Below are 14,621 nucleotides of genomic sequence, written 5' to 3'. Positions count from 1 at the left end.
CCGCGCCGGGTCCATTTGTCCAGACAAACTGTCATGTTCCGGACGGTGGGGACGACACATCGCCACCCCGCCCCCGGCCGCGGGGCGGGGGCGGGCGCCGGGCGGGCGCCGGGCGGGCGTGGCGCCGGGCCCGCAGCGGACGTAGCGTTCCGGCGTGGCTGACGGACGGGTGCGGGACGCGTGGAGCAGGCGGCGCGGCGGGCGGTACCGCTACGGCGAGTGGGCGGGCGGTCCCGACCCCCTGGCGCCGCCGTACGACGTGCGCGCCGCCGTCGACCGCGTCGGGCGGGAGGTGCTCTCCGGCGGCTCGCTGCGCGAGGCGCTGCGCGACCTGCTGCAGCGGGGGCCCGACGGCCGCTCCGGCCTGGAGCAGCTGCGCGCCCGCGCCGCGCGCCTGCGCCGCGAGGCCGCCCGCCGCGGCGACCTGGACGGGGCGCTGACCAGGGCCCGCGCCCAGCTGGACCAGGCGCTGGCCGCCGAGCGCGAGGAGCTCGCCGGCCGCGAGGGCGACGACGCCCGCTTCGCCGAGACCCGCCTGGACGCCCTGCCCCGCTCCACCGCCCAGGCCGTGCGCGACCTGGAGGACTACACCTGGGCCTCCGAGCAGGCGCGGCAGCAGTACCAGCAGATCCTCGACGGCCTGCGCGACGACGTGGTCGGCCAGCAGTTCCGCGGCATGAAGGAGGCGCTGCAGGACGGCAGCCCGGAGACGCTGCAGGCGCTCAAGGACATGATGAGCGACCTCAACGACCTGCTCGCCAAGCGGGCCCGCGGCGAGGACACCCCCGAGGACTTCCAGGAGTTCGTGCGCGAGCACGGCGACACCCTGGGCGAGGAGGGCATCGAGTCCCTCGACGACCTCGTCGACGCCCTGGCCCGCCGGGCGGCGGCCGCCGCGCGGCTGGTGCGCTCGCTCTCCCCGCAGCAGCGCGAGGAGCTGGCCTCGCTGATGGACTCCGCCTTCGGCGCCGACGTCGACCTGCAGGCGCAGATGGCGCAGCTGACCGACAACCTGCGCGCCCTGCGCCCGGACCTGGACTTCTCCCGCGGCGAGCGGGTGCGCGGGGCGCAGGGCAGCGAGCCGCTGGGCTACGGCGAGGCCGCCGACGCGCTGCAGGACGTCAGCGAGCTGGACGACCTGCTGGACGCCCTCGGCCAGGAGCACCCCGGCGCCACCCTCGACGACGTGGACGTCGACGCGCTGGAGCGCCAGCTCGGCCGCGGCGCCGCCGACGACCTGCAGCGCCTGCGCGAGCTGGAGCGGGAGCTGCAGCGGCAGGGCTGGCTGACCCGCACCGCCGACGGACCGACCCTGTCCCCCAAGGCGCTGCGGCGCCTGGGCCAGACGGCGCTGCGCGACGTGCTGGGCCGGGTGGACGCCGGTGGGCGCGGCGACCACGAGGACCGCGACGCCGGTGCGGGCGGCGAGCCGACCGGCGCCACCCGGCGCTGGGCGTTCGGCGACGAGCAGCCGCTGGACGTCGTGCGCACGGTCTCCAACGCGCTGCGGCGCGGTGCGGCCTCCGGCGGCGGCGCGGTGCGGCTGAGCTGGGAGGACTTCGAGGTCGTCGAGACCGAGCGCCGCGCCGGGGCGGCCGTCGCGCTGTGCGTGGACCTGTCGTACTCGATGGCCGCCGAGGGCCGGTGGGGACCGATGAAGGAGACCGCGCTCGCGCTGAGCCACCTCATCGCGACGAAGTTCCCGCACGACGCGCTGCAGATCGTCGGCTTCGGCCTGCACGCGCAGCCCATGACCGCCGGCGAGCTCGCCGAGGTCGAACCCGACTTCGTGCAGGGCACCAACCTGCAGCACGCGCTGAGCATCGCCCGCCGCCACCTGCGCCGGCACCCGGACGCCGAGCCGGTCGTGCTCGTCATCACCGACGGCGAGCCCACCGCGCACCTGGAGGACGCGGGCGGCACCCCGGAGGCGGTGTTCCAGTGGCCGCCGACGCCGGCGACCATCCGCGCCACCGTGCACGAGGTGGACCTGCTGACTCGCGCCGGCGCGACGATCAACCTCTTCATGCTCGGCGAGGACCCCGGGCTGCGGCGCTTCGTGGACGCCGTCGCGCGCCGCAACGGCGGGCGGGTGCTCTCCCCCAGCCCGGAGCGGCTGGGGCGGTACGTCGTCGACGACTACCTGCGCTCGCGCGCGGGCGGCCGGGGGCGCCGGGCCTCCTGAGCCCCCGGCGCGGGCCGGCCCGGCGGCGGAACCCGCTGGTCGCGCGGTTGCCGCCCGTGCGACGGTGCCGGGGTGCCTGCCGCCGCCGCGCCCCCGCTCGCCCGCGCCGTGGAGGCGGTCCTCCCCCGCCGCCTGGGCACCGGCTTCCGGTGGCTCACCGCCTCCAGCTGGGCGAGCAACCTCGGCGACGGCCTCGCGCTGGCCGCCGGTCCGCTGCTGGTCGCCTCGCTGACCGAGGACGCCCTGCCCGTGGCGCTGGCGGCGCTGGCGGCCTGGCTGCCGCCGCTGCTGTTCGGCCTCACCGCGGGGGTGCTCTCCGACCGGCTGGACCGGCGGCGCATCGTGCTCACCGTCGACCTCGTGCGCGCGCTGCTGCTGGTGGCCCTCGCCCTCGTGGTCGCCACGGGGCGGGCGGACGTGCCGCTGGTGCTCGGTGCGCTGTTCCTGCTGGCCACCGCGGAGGTCTTCGCGGACAACACCGCGAGCACGCTGCTGCCGGTGCTCGTGGCCCGCGAGGACCTCGCGGTGGCCAACGCCCGCGTGCAGACGGGGTTCGTGACGGTCAACCAGCTCGCCGGCCCACCGCTGGGCGCCGTGCTGTTCACCGCCGGGGCCGCGACGCCGTTCGCCGCGCAGGCGGGGCTGTGCGCGCTGGCCGCGGTGTTCATCGCCCGCCTGCGGCTGCCGGCCCGGTCCGCGGACCGCCCGCGCACCACCCCCTGGCACGACGTGCTGGAGGGGATCCGCTGGACCGCCCACCACCCGGCCGTCCGGGTGCTCGTCCTGACGATCTTCACCTTCAACATCACCTTCGGCGCCGCCTGGTCGATCCTCGTCCTCTACTCCACCGAGCGGCTGGGGCTGGGCGCGGTCGGCTACGGCCTGGTGACCACCACCGGGGCGGTCGGCGGGGTCCTGGGCACCCTGTCCTACGGGTTCCTCACCCGCCGCGTCTCGCTCGGGGGCCTGATGCGCATCGGTCTCGTCGTCGAGACCCTCACCCACCTCGCGCTGGCGCTGGCGAGGTCACCGCTGGTGGCCCTGCCGGTGTTCTTCGTCTTCGGGGCGCACGCCTTCGTCTGGGGGACCACCTCCATCACCGTGCGCCAGCGCGCCGTCCCGCACGAGCTGCAGGGCCGCGTCGGGGCGGTGAACACCGTCGGCACCTTCGGCGGCCTCGCGCTCGGCAGCGGGGTCGGCGGGGTGCTGGCCCAGCACACCGGCGTGACGGGGCCGTTCTGGTTCGCCTTCGCCGGCTCCGCCCTGCTGGTCGTGCTGGTCTGGCGCCCGCTGCGCCACGTCGCGCACGACGACGGGCCGCCGCCGGCGCGGTGACCGGGCGCGCACCCGGTCACCGCGGCAGGTGGGAGCGGCGGGTCAGCCCAGCGCCTGGGCGAGGTCGGCGATGAGGTCGTCGGCGTCCTCGATGCCCACCGACAGGCGCACGAGGTCGTCGGGGACCTCCAGCAGCGAGCCGGCCACCGAGGCGTGGGTCATCCGGCCGGGGTGCTCGACGAGCGACTCCACCCCGCCGAGGGACTCCCCGAGGGTGAACAGCTCGGTCCTGCCGCAGACCGCGAGGGCGTCCTCGACGCCGGCGGTGCGGAAGGAGACCATCCCGCCGAAGCGGCGCATCTGCCGCGCGGCGACGTCGTGGTTGCGGAACTCCGGCAGGCCCGGGTAGAGCACTTGCGTCACCCGCGGGTGCGAGGTGAGGAAGTCCACGACGCGCTCGGCGTTGTCGCAGTGGCGCTCCATGCGCACCGCGAGCGTCTTCAGCCCGCGCTGGACCAGCCAGGAGTCGAAGGCGCCGGGCACCGCGCCCATCGCGTTCTGGTGGAAGGCGATGCGGGCCGACAGGGTGCCGCCGCGGCCGTCGTCGCCGTCGCGCACGGCGACGACGCCGCCGACGACGTCGGAGTGGCCGCCGGCGTACTTGGTCGTGGAGTGCACGACGAGGTCGGCGCCCAGCAGCAGCGGGGTCTGCAGGTACGGGGAGGCGAAGGTGTTGTCCACGACGAGCAGCGCGCCGGCGGCGTGGGCGATCTCCGCGATGGCCGCGATGTCGCCGATGGTCAGCAGCGGGTTGGTGGGCGTCTCCAGCCAGACCAGGCGGGTGCTGCCCGGGCGCACGGCCGCGCGCACGGCGTCGAGGTCGCCGAGGTCGACCGGGGTGTGCTCCACGCCCCACGGCTCGAAGACCTTCTTCACCAGCCGGTAGGTGCCGCCGTAGGCGTCGTTCGGGAAGACGACGTGGTCGCCCGGCACGAGCAGCGCGCGCAGCACGGCGTCCTCGGCGGCCAGGCCGGAGGCGAAGGCCCACGCGCCGTCGGCCTGCTCCAGGGCGGCGAACTGCACCTCCAGGGAGGTGCGGGTGGGGTTGCCGGAGCGGGAGTACTCGTAGCCGGTGCCGAGCCCGGTGCGCAGGGCGCCGACGCCGTCCTGCTTGTAGGTGGAGACCTGGTAGATCGGCGTCACCACGGCGCCGGTGGCGGGGTCGGCCTCCTGGCCGGCGTGCAGGGCGCGGGTGGAGAACCCGGGGAGCTCGTCGTTGGTCACGGTGCCCCAGCCTAGGGAACGTGCCGGCACCCGCCGTGGTTGAGGCAGGTACGACAGAGGGAGGAACGCCCAGTGATCTTCGGCAACCCGTTCAAGACCCGCATGGTGACGCCCGAGGAGGCCCTGCCGGGCTCGCCGGAGCGCCGCTTCGAGGTCCCCGCCACCCACGCCGTGCTCGGCACCCCGCTGGAGGGGCCGTGGCCGGAGGGCACGCAGGTGATGTCCTTCGCGATGGGCTGCTTCTGGGGCGCGGAGCGCATCTTCTGGAAGCTGCCCGGCGTGGTGACCACCGCCGCGGGCTACCAGGGCGGGTTCACCCCCAACCCCACCTACGAGGAGTCGGTGACCGGCCGGACCGGGCACGCGGAGACGGTGCTCGTCGCCTACGACCCGGCGGTGACCGGCCCGGAGCAGCTGCTGAAGGCGTTCTGGGAGAACCACGACCCCACGCAGGGCTTCCGCCAGGGCAACGACCGCGGCACCGAGTACCGCTCGGCGGTCTACACGAGCACCGAGGAGCAGTGGGAGGCGGTGCAGCGCACGCGGGAGACCTTCCAGCGCGAGCTGACCGCGCACGGCCACGGGCCGATCACCACGGAGGTCCGCCGGGCCGAGGACGCCGGCCCGTTCTGGTACGCGGAGGACTACCACCAGCAGTACCTGCACAAGGTGCCGGGCGGCTACTGCAACCACGGCCCCAACGGGCTGACCTGCCAGATCGGGCTGGTCGCCTCGGGCGAGTGAGCCCGCGGGTGCGGGGCGCCGGCCGCTGAGGGGCCGGGAACGCGATGAGGGGACGGTGCGCGAGCGCCGTCCCCTCCTCAGCGTGCGCCCCCCGACGCACTGCCGCGGCAACCCGTCCCCCCGGCGGGGTGCCGGGTCGATCCTCCCAGAGCCGGCGCGGCTGCGGTGACCACCCACCACCCCCCTTTCGGGGGCGCCGGATGCGGCGATGCGTCCGTCGGAGGCCGCCCGGGTCGCTAACCTCGCCGCAGGAGGAGGCCGACCAGTGGACGAGACGACCCCTAGTGATCATCCGGTGACGCTTCGCATCGCGGCGGTGGACGACCACCCCGCGCTGCTGTCCGGCCTGCAGGTGGAGCTGGCCCGGCTGGAGGCGTCGCTGGACTTCGTGGCGACCGCCCCGACCGTGCCCGACCTGCTCTTCCGCCTCGCCGGCGGCCCCGCCTGCGACGTGGTCCTGCTCGACCTGCGCCTGGGCGACGCCTCGCGCCCCGGCGACAACGTCCGGGCGCTCCTGGAGGCCGGCAGCCGCGTGCTCGTCTACACCGAGGGCCGCCAGCACGCCGAGGCCCTGGAGGCCCTGCAGGCCGGCGCCCAGGGCGTGCTGCTCAAGGACCGCCCCGTCGCGACCGTCGCCGAGGCGCTGCGCGCGGTCGCCGCCGGGGACACCCTGGAGTCGGCGGAGACGGCGGCCGCGCTGCAGGTCGACGAGGCGCTGACCACCCACCTCTCCCCCCAGGAGCGCCGCGTCCTGGAGCTGTACGCGGGCGGGATGCCGGCGCGCTCGGTCGCCCTGCGCCTGGGGGTGACGCTGGAGACGGCCAAGAGCTACCTCAAGCGCATCCGCGCCAAGTACGCCGCCCTGGACCGCCCCGCCTACACGCGCATGGAGCTGTACCGGCGCGCCGTGGAGGACGGCGTCCTGGCCCCCCTGCCGAGCCCGCTGCCCGGCCCGCTGCCGAGCCCGCTGCCCGGCCCGCCGCCCGGCGCCCTCCCCGGCCCGCTGCCCGGTGACGGCCCGGCGGGACCCCGCTGAGCGCCGCGCCGAGCCTCCCGTGACCCCTCGATGACCCCTCGATGACGCGCGACAGCGCCCAGCGGCTGCTGGCGCTCGTCCTGGCCCTGGGCGTGCTGTCGGTGGCCCCGACGGTGGTCACGGGCCTGCTCGGCGATCCCCGCCAGCTGCCGGCGGCGTGGGCCGCGGCCACCACCTGCGGCTACCTGCTCGCCGTCGTCGGGCTCGTCGTGCAGGCGGTGCAGCGCACCGGCTGGCGGTGGCCGGCGTGGGCGGTCGTGGTCCTCGGCGACGTCGTGCTGGCCTCCTATCCCCTGGTGGCCCGCGAGAGCGCGCTGGACGTGCCGTGGGTGCTGGGCCTGTCGCCGGTGACCGTCGGCGCCGGGGCGGTCGCCGCGTCCGGGCTGGGCGGGGCGCTGGCGCTGGCGGCGCTGCACCTGGTGCTGCGGGCGGTGGTGCAGCTGAGCGGGACGTGGGTGGTGCCTCCCGACCGGGCCGCGTTCGAGGCGCTCGGGCTGCTCGTCATCGCGACGGCCGCCTCGGTGGCCGTGCAGTCGGTGCGGACGGCCGCGACCTCCGTGGAACGGGCCCGCGAGCGCGCGCAGGCGGCGGCCGCCGCCGCCGCCGCCGTCCGCGCCGTCGAGCAGGAGCACAGCCGCTGGGACGCCCTCGTGCACGACGACGTCCTGGCCTCGCTGGCGCAGACCACGCAGGCGCGCACCGCGGCGGACCGGCGCGCCGCGCGGGCGGCGGCCACGACGGCCCTGCAGCGCGTGGAGCGCGGTGCGGCGCGCGGCACCGGGCCCGTGCAGCCGCCGGACGCCGAGCTCGCCGACGTCCTCGCCGAGCTGGCGGAGACCGTGCGGGCCGTGCACCCGGCCGCGGTCGTGGAGCTGCCGCCGGCGACGGGGGCGCGGCTGGACCCCGAGGCGGCGGACGCGCTCGTCGCCGCGGCCGCCGAGGCGGTGCGCAACGCCGTCCGGCACGGCGCCCCCGCGGGCTCGCCCCCACCGGCGGTGCGGGTGCGGGTGCGCGCCGACGCCCGGCGCGGGCGGCTGCGCGTGGAGGTGCGCGACGACGGGGTGGGCTTCGTGCCGCGCCGGCCCAGCGCGCGGCTGGGGCTGGCGGTCTCGGTGCGGCGGCGGGCCGACGTGGTGGACGGCACCGCGCTGGTGCGCTCCGCCCCCGGGGTGGGCACCGTCGTGCTGCTGGGCGTGCCGCTGCGCCCCGCACCCGCGGAGCCCGCCGCACCCCTCGCGCCCGTCGCGCAGGCGTCGCCCGCACCCGGCGCACCGCTCCGGGTGCGCCCGGTGCGCCCGGCGCGCGCGGAGCAGCCGTGAAGGGCGTGCGCCGCGCCTGCGCGATCGGCGCCGGCATCTGGCTGACCACGCACGGCCCGCTGCCCGCGCTGCCGACCCTGGAGCAGCACCGCCACCCCGCGCTGGCGGTGCTCGCGCTGGTGGTGGTGCTCGCGGGCAGCGTCGTGGCGGTGCGGCCGCTGCGCGGCGGGCCCACCGCGCTGGGCGCCCCGGCGGCCGTCGTGCTCGCCGCGCTGCCACCGCTGGCGGGGCTGGCCGTCATGCCGTTCCTGCCCGTGGAGGCCTGGCGCACGCACGCCAACTGGTGGCCGGGGCTGTCGCAGGTGCTCGTGGCGGCGCTGGTGGTGCGCCGGCGGTGGGCGCCCGCGCTGGCCTCGGAACTGGCCTCGGCGGCCGTGCTCACCGGTTGCGTGCTGGCCGCCGGCGGGCCGCACCGGGCGATGGACGTCGCCGCGCTCAACCAGCCGGCGCTGGTCTGGTTCACCGCCTCGCTGGGCGTGCGGTTCGTCTTCGACCGCACCGCCCGCGAGGTCGAGCGCTACGAGGCGGACGCCGCTCGCGCGGCCGCCGCCCAGGCGGCCTCGGCGGCCCGGGCCTCCAGCGCGCGGCTGCGCCGCGACGAGCTGGAGCGGGACACCGTGCCGCTGCTGCGCCGGGTCGCGGCCGCGGCCGTCGACGACGCCACCTGGCCGCAGCTGTCGCTGCAGGCGCGGCGGGCGGAGCGGCAGCTGCGCGACGACCTGCGCGCCCGCGCGCTGCTCGACGACGGCGTGCGGCGCGAGCTGCACGCGGCCCGCGAGCGGGGCTGCCACGTCGACGTCATCGACGACCGCGGGAGCGTGGCCGCGGGGCCGGGGGACGAGGGGTTCCTGCCCGCCGTGCGCACCCTGCTGCGCCCGGCCCTGGCCGCCTGCGGCACGGCGCGCTTCACCGCCCGCCTCTCCCCCGGCGGGCGGCTGGCGACCGTCTCGGTCGACGGCTCCCCCGCGGCCGTGCGCGCGGTCGCCGCCGCCGTCCGCAGCGCCGCCCTGCGGGAGCTGCCGCTGGAGGTGGACGTCGATCTGCACTCCGGCTCGCTGTGGGCCGAGCTGCGGCCCGCGTCCGGCGGCGGCGGCTGAGCTCAGGCGTCGATGCCGTGCACGGCCAGGTAGCCGCGCAGCCTGCGGGCGGCCAGCTGCGGGTCGGTGAGCACCCCGGCCTCGTCGGCGAGGCGGAAGGCCTGCGCCTGGTGCACGGCGCTGCGCGCGGCGTGCAGCCCGCCGACCATCGCGTACCCGGGCTGGCGGCCGTCGAGCCAGTTCAGGAACGCGATGCCCGCCTTGTAGTACGGGGTGGGGGCGCCGAAGACGTGCCGCGCCAGCGGCAGCGTCGGGTCCAGCGCCGCCCGGAAGCCCGCCGGGTCGCCGGCGTCCAGGCGCAGCAGCCCGGCCGCGGCCACGTGCGGGATCGCCGCGAAGATCCCCAGCAGGGCGTCGGAGTGGTGCTCGCGCCCGTCGACCACCTCCCCCTCGATGAGCTCGGGGTAGTTGAAGTCGTCGCCGGTGTAGAGGCGGACCCCGGCCGGCAGCCGGCGGCGCAGCGCCCGCTCGTGCCCGGCGTCCAGCAGCGAGACCTTCACCCCGTCGACGGCGCCGGCGTGGGCGTGCACGAGCTCGACGAAGGCGTCGGTGGCGGTCTCGACGTCGCGGCTGCCCCAGTACCCGGCCAGCGCGGGGTCGAAGACCTCCCCCAGCCAGTGCAGCACCGCGGGCCGGCGCACCTGCCGCAGCAGGTGCCCGTACAGCTCGAGGTAGTCGTGGCGGTCGCGGGCCGCCGCGGCCAGCTGCCGGCTGGCCATGAGGACCACCTGCGCCCCGGCGTCCTCGACGAGGGCGATCTGCTCCTCGTAGGCGGCGCGCACCTGCGCCAGGGTGTGCGGGCCGGGCCCCAGCTGGTCGGTGCCCGCCCCCGCCGCGATCGCCCCGCCGACCGCGGCCGCCTCGGTGGCGCTGCGGCGCACGAGCTCCGCCGTCGCCGCGGGGTCCAGGCCCATGCCGCGCTGGGCGGTGTCCATCGCCTCGGCGACGCCCAGCCCCAGCCCCCACAGCCGGTGCCGGAAGGCCAGCGTGGCCTCCCAGTCGAGGACGGCCGGGGCTCCCGGGACGTTCTCGGCACCGGTCTGCGGGACGACGTGGGCGGCGGCGAAGACCGTGCGCGAGCTCGCCGGGCGCTCGGGCACGGGCCAGTGCACGGGGGCGTGCACGGCGTGCTCGACGAGCTCGACGCCGCCGTCGGGGCGGCGCACCGGCAGCCGCAGCACGTCACCGGTGAGCTCGCGCTCGCGCTCGGGGGCGGGTGCGCTCACAGCGGCAGCTCCGCCAGCTCGACGCGCCGGCCCTGGGCGGAGGACTCCAGCCCGGCCTGCGCCAGCCGCACCCCGCGGGCGCCGGAGGCGAAGTCGTAGGGGTGCGGCGCGTCCTCGACGACGTGGCGGACGAACTGCTCCCACTGCACCTTGAAGCCGTTGGCGAACACCTCGTTGTCGGGGACGGTGAGCCAGTCGTCGCGGTAGCGGTGCTGCTCGGGCAGGTCGGGGTTCCACACCGCGCGCGGGGTGGCGGCGCGCGGCTGCACCCGGCAGGTGTGCAGCCCCGCCACGGCGCTGCCGAGGGTGCCGTCGACCTGGAACTCCACGAGCTCGTCGCGGTCGACGCGCACGGCCCAGGAGGAGTTCAGCTGGGCGACGATCCCGCCCTCGAGCTCGAAGATGGCGTAGGCGGCGTCGTCCGCGGTCGCCTTGTACGCCTCGCCGTTCTCGTCGTAGCGCACCGGGACGTGGGTGACGGCCTTGGCGGTGACGGCCTCGACGGGGGCGACGACCTGCTCGAGGACGTAGTTCCAGTGGCAGAACATGTCGGCGACGATGCCGCCGCCGTCCTCGGCGCGGTAGTTCCAGCTGGGCCGCTGGGCGCTCTGCCAGTCCCCCTCGAAGACCCAGTAGCCGAACTCGCCGCGCACCGAGAGGACCTCGCCGAAGAAGCCGGAGTCCACCAGCCGCTTGAGCTTGCGCAGGCCCGGCAGGAACAGCTTGTCGTGCACGACGCCGTTCTTGACGCCGGCCCCGGTGGCGGCGCGGGCCAGGGCGAGGGCCCCCTCGAGGGTCTCGGCCGTGGGCTTCTCGGTGTAGACGTGCCGTCCCGCGGCCACGGCGGCCAGGATCGAGCGTTCGCGCGCGGAGGTGATCTGCGCGTCGAAGTAGAGCGGGTAGTCGTCGTCGGCCAGGGCGGCGTCGACGTCGGTGGTCCAGCGGGTCAGCCCGTGGCGGGTGGCGATCTCGCGCACCTTGTCCTCCGAGCGCCCCACCAGCAGCGGCTCCAGCTGGACGCGGCTGCCGTCGGACAGCTCCACCCCGCCCTGCTCGCGGATCGCGAGCACCGAGCGCAGCAGGTGCTGGCGGTACCCCATGCGTCCGGTGACGCCGTTCATGACCACACCGAGGCGTTGCTCCATCGCTGCCTCCTCCTCCACGTTTGGAAAGCGCTTGCCAGCACGGTAGGCCAGCACCGCCGCCGCTGGCAAGGACCACTGGCCGCCGGGACCCCGCGGTGGTTGAGCACGGGAGCAGCGACTCCGCAAGCCGAGTTCGCCGGAAGTTCCCCCGACCGGGTGAGCGCCGCTGCTACGTTCCGGTCAGCCGTTCGGGGGACCGGCAGCCTGCACCGTGCACCAGCGACCCACCCCCGGCACCGACCGGAGGTCCCCGTGGGCGTCGTCCGCACCATCGTCTTCCCCGCCCTCAGGCTGATCGTGTGGGCGCTCATCGCGGTCGCCCTGCTGTGGCTGGCGTTCGGGCGGGCCGGGCGCGAGGAGGCCGACGCCGCCGCGAGCCCCTACGCCGTCGTGGACCCGCCCGCGGTGCCGATCACCCGCGGCGACGTCGTCAACACCGTCTCGCTGCAGGGCGGCATCCAGGCCGACCCCGCGGCCACGGTGAAGTCCACCGCGACGGGCACCGTCGGCAGGCTGCGCGCCGAGGTCGGGCAGGTCCTGGAGGAGGGCGACCCGCTGTTCACCGTCCTCGTGCCGGTCGAGGAGCCCCCGGCGGCGGCGCCCGTGGACCCGGCCGCACCGGCGCCCGCACCGGCGGCCCCCAGGACGCGGACCGTCGTGGTGAGCGCCTCCGCAGCGGGGACCCTGGCCACCCTCGACGTCCTGCCGCAGCAGGAGGTCGCCGTCGGCGCCGCCGTCGCCACCGTCAGCCCCGGGACCCTGACGGTGTCCGCCCCGCTGACGCAGGCCCAGCAGTTCCGCCTGCTGCAGCCGCCGAGCACCGCGCAGGTCACCGTCCCCGGCGGCCCCGGCACCTTCGAGTGCTCCGGGCTGCGCACCGGGGCCCCGGTGACCTCGGCGCCCACCGCCCCCGACCCCACCGGCGGCTACGTCGACCCCTACGCCGACCCCAGCTCCTCGATGACCGGCGCCACGGTCAGCTGCGCCGTCCCCGCCGGCGTGCAGGTCTTCGCGGGCCTGAGCGCCACCGTCGACGTCACCGCCGGCTCGGCCACCGGCGTGCTGCTGGCCCCGGTGACCGCCGTGCGCGGCAGCGTCGGCACCGGCACCGTCTGGGTCGTCGGCGAGGACGGCACCCCGACCGAGACCGACGTGACGCTCGGCCTCACCGACGGCACGAACGTCGAGGTCACCCAGGGCGTCGGCGAGGGCACCCGGGTGCTGCAGTTCGTGCCCGGCACCGACACCCCCACCGACACGAGCGGTGGCGGCATGTACGGGATGGGCTACTGATGGCACCCGTCATCTCGCTGGCCTCGGTCAGCCGCTCGGTGCCGCTGCCCGACGGGCAGGTGCTGCGCATCCTCACCGGCGTCGACCTGCACGTGGAGGCCGGCGAGCACGTCGCCGTCGTCGGCCGCTCCGGGTCCGGCAAGTCCACGCTGCTCAACATCGTCGGGCTGCTGGACTCCCCCACCACCGGCGAGTACCTGCTCGACGGCAAGCCGGTGCGGGGGCTGTCCGCCCGGCGCACCGCCCGGCTGCGCGGGCAGACGTTCGGGTTCGTCTTCCAGCAGTTCAACCTGCTGCCCGGGCGCACCGCCACCGAGAACGTCGCCAGCCCGCTGCTGTACGCCTCGGGGCGCGAGTTCCTGCGCCGCGGGCGCATCGCCCGCGAGATGCTCGAGCGCGTCGGCCTCGGCGGCCGGCTGGACACCATGCCGGAGAAGCTGTCCGGCGGCGAGCAGCAGCGCGTGGCGCTGGCGCGCAGCCTCGTGCGCCGTCCGCGCGTGCTGCTGGCCGACGAGCCCACCGGCGCCCTCGACGTCGACACCGGCAGCGCCGTCATGGACGTCCTGGAGGAGCTGGTGCGCTCCGACGGCACGACGCTGGTCACCATCACCCACGACCTGTCGGTCGCGGCCCGCGCCGACCGGCAGTTCCGCCTCGACCACGGCGTGCTCTCCGAGATCACCGCCGACGCGCTGGCCGCGGCGACCGCCCACCGGGAGACCCTGTGATCGGCCTGCTCGCCGCCGCCACCGAGGCCTGGAGCGAGATCAAGGTCCACCGGGTCCGCGTCGTGCTGTCGCTGGTCGGGGTGTTCCTGGCCGTCTTCGCGATGACGACCATCACCGCGGTCGGCAACATGGGCCGCCAGATGCTCGGCGAGAGCTTCGAGCGCAGCGCCGGCCGGCCGGCGACGCTGCGGGTGGACGCCTACCCCAACGGCGTGCCCTCGCCCGAGGGCCTCGCGCAGTCGCAGGCGGCGCTGCGCGAGGCCGCCCAGCGCCACCGGGCGACCTGGTGGGGCCTGGCCTCGCAGCCCTACGGCGGCGGTGCGCAGCTGCCCGTGCGCTTCCCGGCCGGGACGCAGCTGGTCTCCACCTCCACCGTCGACCCCAGCTACGGGACGATGCACCGGGTCATCGTCGACGCGGGCCGGTGGTTCACCCCCGACGACGACGCGGCGTTCTCGCCGCGGCTGGTCGTCAACGACGCGTTCGCCGGTCAGCTCGGCGGCTTCGACCCCGCGGCGCCGCCGACGGTGGTGCTCGGCGGGGCGACCCCCGTGACGGCCACCGTCATCGGCACCTCCAACCCCACGGGCTCGGACCCGGCCGTGCCGACGGCCTACCTGCTCAACTCCGCCGCCCTGCGCTGGAACCTCGGCAGCGACGGGACGACCTCGTCCCCGCCGGGGCTGGAGATGTGGGTCCCCGACGCGGACGCCGACGCGCTCGTGGCGGCCCTGCAGAGCGAGGTGCAGGCCAGCCTGCCGGGGTTCTCGGTCAGCGCCTACCGCCAGGACCAGGGCGCCGACCTCGGCGTGCTCGACGTGGTCCTGGCCTACGGCGTGCGCGGCATCGGGGTCTTCGCCCTGCTGCTGGGCGGCATCGGCGTGCTCAACGTCGGCCTGGTCACCGTGCGCCAGCGCATCCGGGAGATCGGCGTGCGCCGCAGCTTCGGCGCCACGGGCGGCCGGGTGTTCTTCGCGGTGCTCATGGAGAGCGTCTGCGCGACGTTCCTCGCCGGGTTCCTGGCGGTGATGGCCTCGATCGTGCTGGTGTCCAACTTCCCGCTCGAGGCCGTGCTGCCGCCCACCATCACCCTGGAGGACGTCCCGCCCTTCCCGGCCTCGGCGGCCGTCGAGGGCGTGCTCGCGGCGACCCTCGTGGGCGCGCTGGCCGGGCTGGTGCCCGCGACGATGGCCGTGCGCGCCAAGGTCATCGACGCGATCCGCTACTGACCCGCGCCGGGCCCCCGCCCCGCCCCGCGGTGATCTTCCTCCAGGCGCGGGCGCCTGGAG

General features: G+C 76.6%; 12 protein-coding genes. 9 read left to right on the top strand and 3 right to left on the bottom strand.

What is annotated here, in order from left to right:
- Positions 1 to 154: 154 nt before the first annotated feature.
- Both ACRYM2_RS16490 and ACRYM2_RS16485 read left to right on the top strand, forming a co-directional pair.
- The gene (locus ACRYM2_RS16490) at positions 155 to 2,185 is read left to right on the top strand and encodes a vWA domain-containing protein (protein WP_432523523.1); all 2,031 of its coding nucleotides are present in this window, start codon (positions 155 to 157) and stop codon (positions 2,183 to 2,185) included.
- Positions 2,186 to 2,257: 72 nt separating this feature from the next.
- Positions 2,258 to 3,520, top strand: coding sequence for an MFS transporter (locus tag ACRYM2_RS16485; RefSeq protein ID WP_432523522.1), 1,263 nt, complete (start codon positions 2,258 to 2,260; stop codon positions 3,518 to 3,520).
- Between the two features lie 42 nt (positions 3,521 to 3,562).
- On the opposite strand, the gene ACRYM2_RS16480 is transcribed toward ACRYM2_RS16485, so the two are convergent.
- Complete coding sequence (locus ACRYM2_RS16480) at positions 3,563 to 4,744, bottom strand: cystathionine gamma-synthase (protein ID WP_432523521.1); 1,182 nt, start codon at positions 4,742 to 4,744, stop codon at positions 3,563 to 3,565.
- Between the two features lie 102 nt (positions 4,745 to 4,846).
- On the opposite strand from ACRYM2_RS16480, the gene msrA reads away from it, so the two are divergent.
- From msrA to ACRYM2_RS16460, 4 genes are all read left to right on the top strand, one after another.
- Entirely contained in the window at positions 4,847 to 5,488 is a 642-nt protein-coding gene (gene msrA, locus ACRYM2_RS16475; RefSeq protein WP_432523534.1) for a peptide-methionine (S)-S-oxide reductase MsrA, read from the top strand.
- A 295-nt stretch (positions 5,489 to 5,783) separates the two neighbouring features.
- Positions 5,784 to 6,524, top strand: coding sequence for a sigma factor-like helix-turn-helix DNA-binding protein (locus tag ACRYM2_RS16470; protein ID WP_432523520.1), 741 nt, complete (start codon positions 5,784 to 5,786; stop codon positions 6,522 to 6,524).
- A gap of 41 nt (positions 6,525 to 6,565) precedes the next feature.
- Positions 6,566 to 7,843 (top strand): ATP-binding protein, encoded by a 1,278-nt coding sequence (locus tag ACRYM2_RS16465; RefSeq protein ID WP_432523519.1) that lies wholly within the window; start codon positions 6,566 to 6,568, stop codon positions 7,841 to 7,843.
- Entirely contained in the window at positions 7,840 to 8,940 is a 1,101-nt protein-coding gene (locus ACRYM2_RS16460; RefSeq protein WP_432523518.1) for a DUF8320 family protein, read from the top strand. The genes ACRYM2_RS16465 and ACRYM2_RS16460 overlap by 4 nt, the downstream gene beginning before the upstream one ends.
- Before the next feature lie 2 nt (positions 8,941 to 8,942).
- Here ACRYM2_RS16460 and ACRYM2_RS16455 read toward each other — a convergent pair whose 3' ends face one another.
- Entirely contained in the window at positions 8,943 to 10,166 is a 1,224-nt protein-coding gene (locus ACRYM2_RS16455) for a dihydrodipicolinate synthase family protein (protein ID WP_432523517.1), read from the bottom strand.
- A complete protein-coding gene (locus ACRYM2_RS16450; protein ID WP_432523516.1) occupies positions 10,163 to 11,311 on the bottom strand; it encodes a Gfo/Idh/MocA family protein in 1,149 nt (382 codons plus the stop codon). The genes ACRYM2_RS16455 and ACRYM2_RS16450 overlap by 4 nt, the downstream gene beginning before the upstream one ends.
- Before the next feature lie 252 nt (positions 11,312 to 11,563).
- Here ACRYM2_RS16450 and ACRYM2_RS16445 point away from each other — a divergent pair, with 252 nt between their 5' ends.
- From ACRYM2_RS16445 to ACRYM2_RS16435, 3 genes are read left to right on the top strand one after another with little or no spacing between them, the layout of a single operon-like run.
- Entirely contained in the window at positions 11,564 to 12,604 is a 1,041-nt protein-coding gene (locus ACRYM2_RS16445) for a permuted SH3 domain-containing protein (protein WP_432523515.1), read from the top strand.
- Positions 12,604 to 13,332 (top strand): ABC transporter ATP-binding protein, encoded by a 729-nt coding sequence (locus ACRYM2_RS16440; protein WP_432523514.1) that lies wholly within the window; start codon positions 12,604 to 12,606, stop codon positions 13,330 to 13,332. Before ACRYM2_RS16445 ends, ACRYM2_RS16440 begins: the two co-directional genes overlap by 1 nt.
- Entirely contained in the window at positions 13,329 to 14,561 is a 1,233-nt protein-coding gene (locus ACRYM2_RS16435; RefSeq protein WP_432523513.1) for an ABC transporter permease, read from the top strand. The genes ACRYM2_RS16440 and ACRYM2_RS16435 overlap by 4 nt, the downstream gene beginning before the upstream one ends.
- Positions 14,562 to 14,621: the final 60 nt, after the last annotated feature.

The organism is Kineococcus aridisoli, from assembly GCF_050871885.1.
Taxonomy (GTDB): Bacteria; Actinomycetota; Actinomycetes; order Actinomycetales; family Kineococcaceae; genus Kineococcus.
This window is presented reverse-complemented; position numbering and strand designations above follow the sequence as displayed.

Excerpts from the sequence above, each read along its gene's own strand:
- ACRYM2_RS16450 (WP_432523516.1), bottom strand. The coding sequence starts at position 11,311 with ATGGAGCAACGCCTCGGTGTGGTCATGAACGGCGTCACCGGACGCATG.
- ACRYM2_RS16465 (WP_432523519.1), top strand. The coding sequence starts at position 6,566 with ATGACGCGCGACAGCGCCCAGCGGCTGCTGGCGCTCGTCCTGGCCCTG.
- msrA (WP_432523534.1), top strand. The coding sequence starts at position 4,847 with ATGGTGACGCCCGAGGAGGCCCTGCCGGGCTCGCCGGAGCGCCGCTTC.
- ACRYM2_RS16440 (WP_432523514.1), top strand. The coding sequence starts at position 12,604 with ATGGCACCCGTCATCTCGCTGGCCTCGGTCAGCCGCTCGGTGCCGCTG.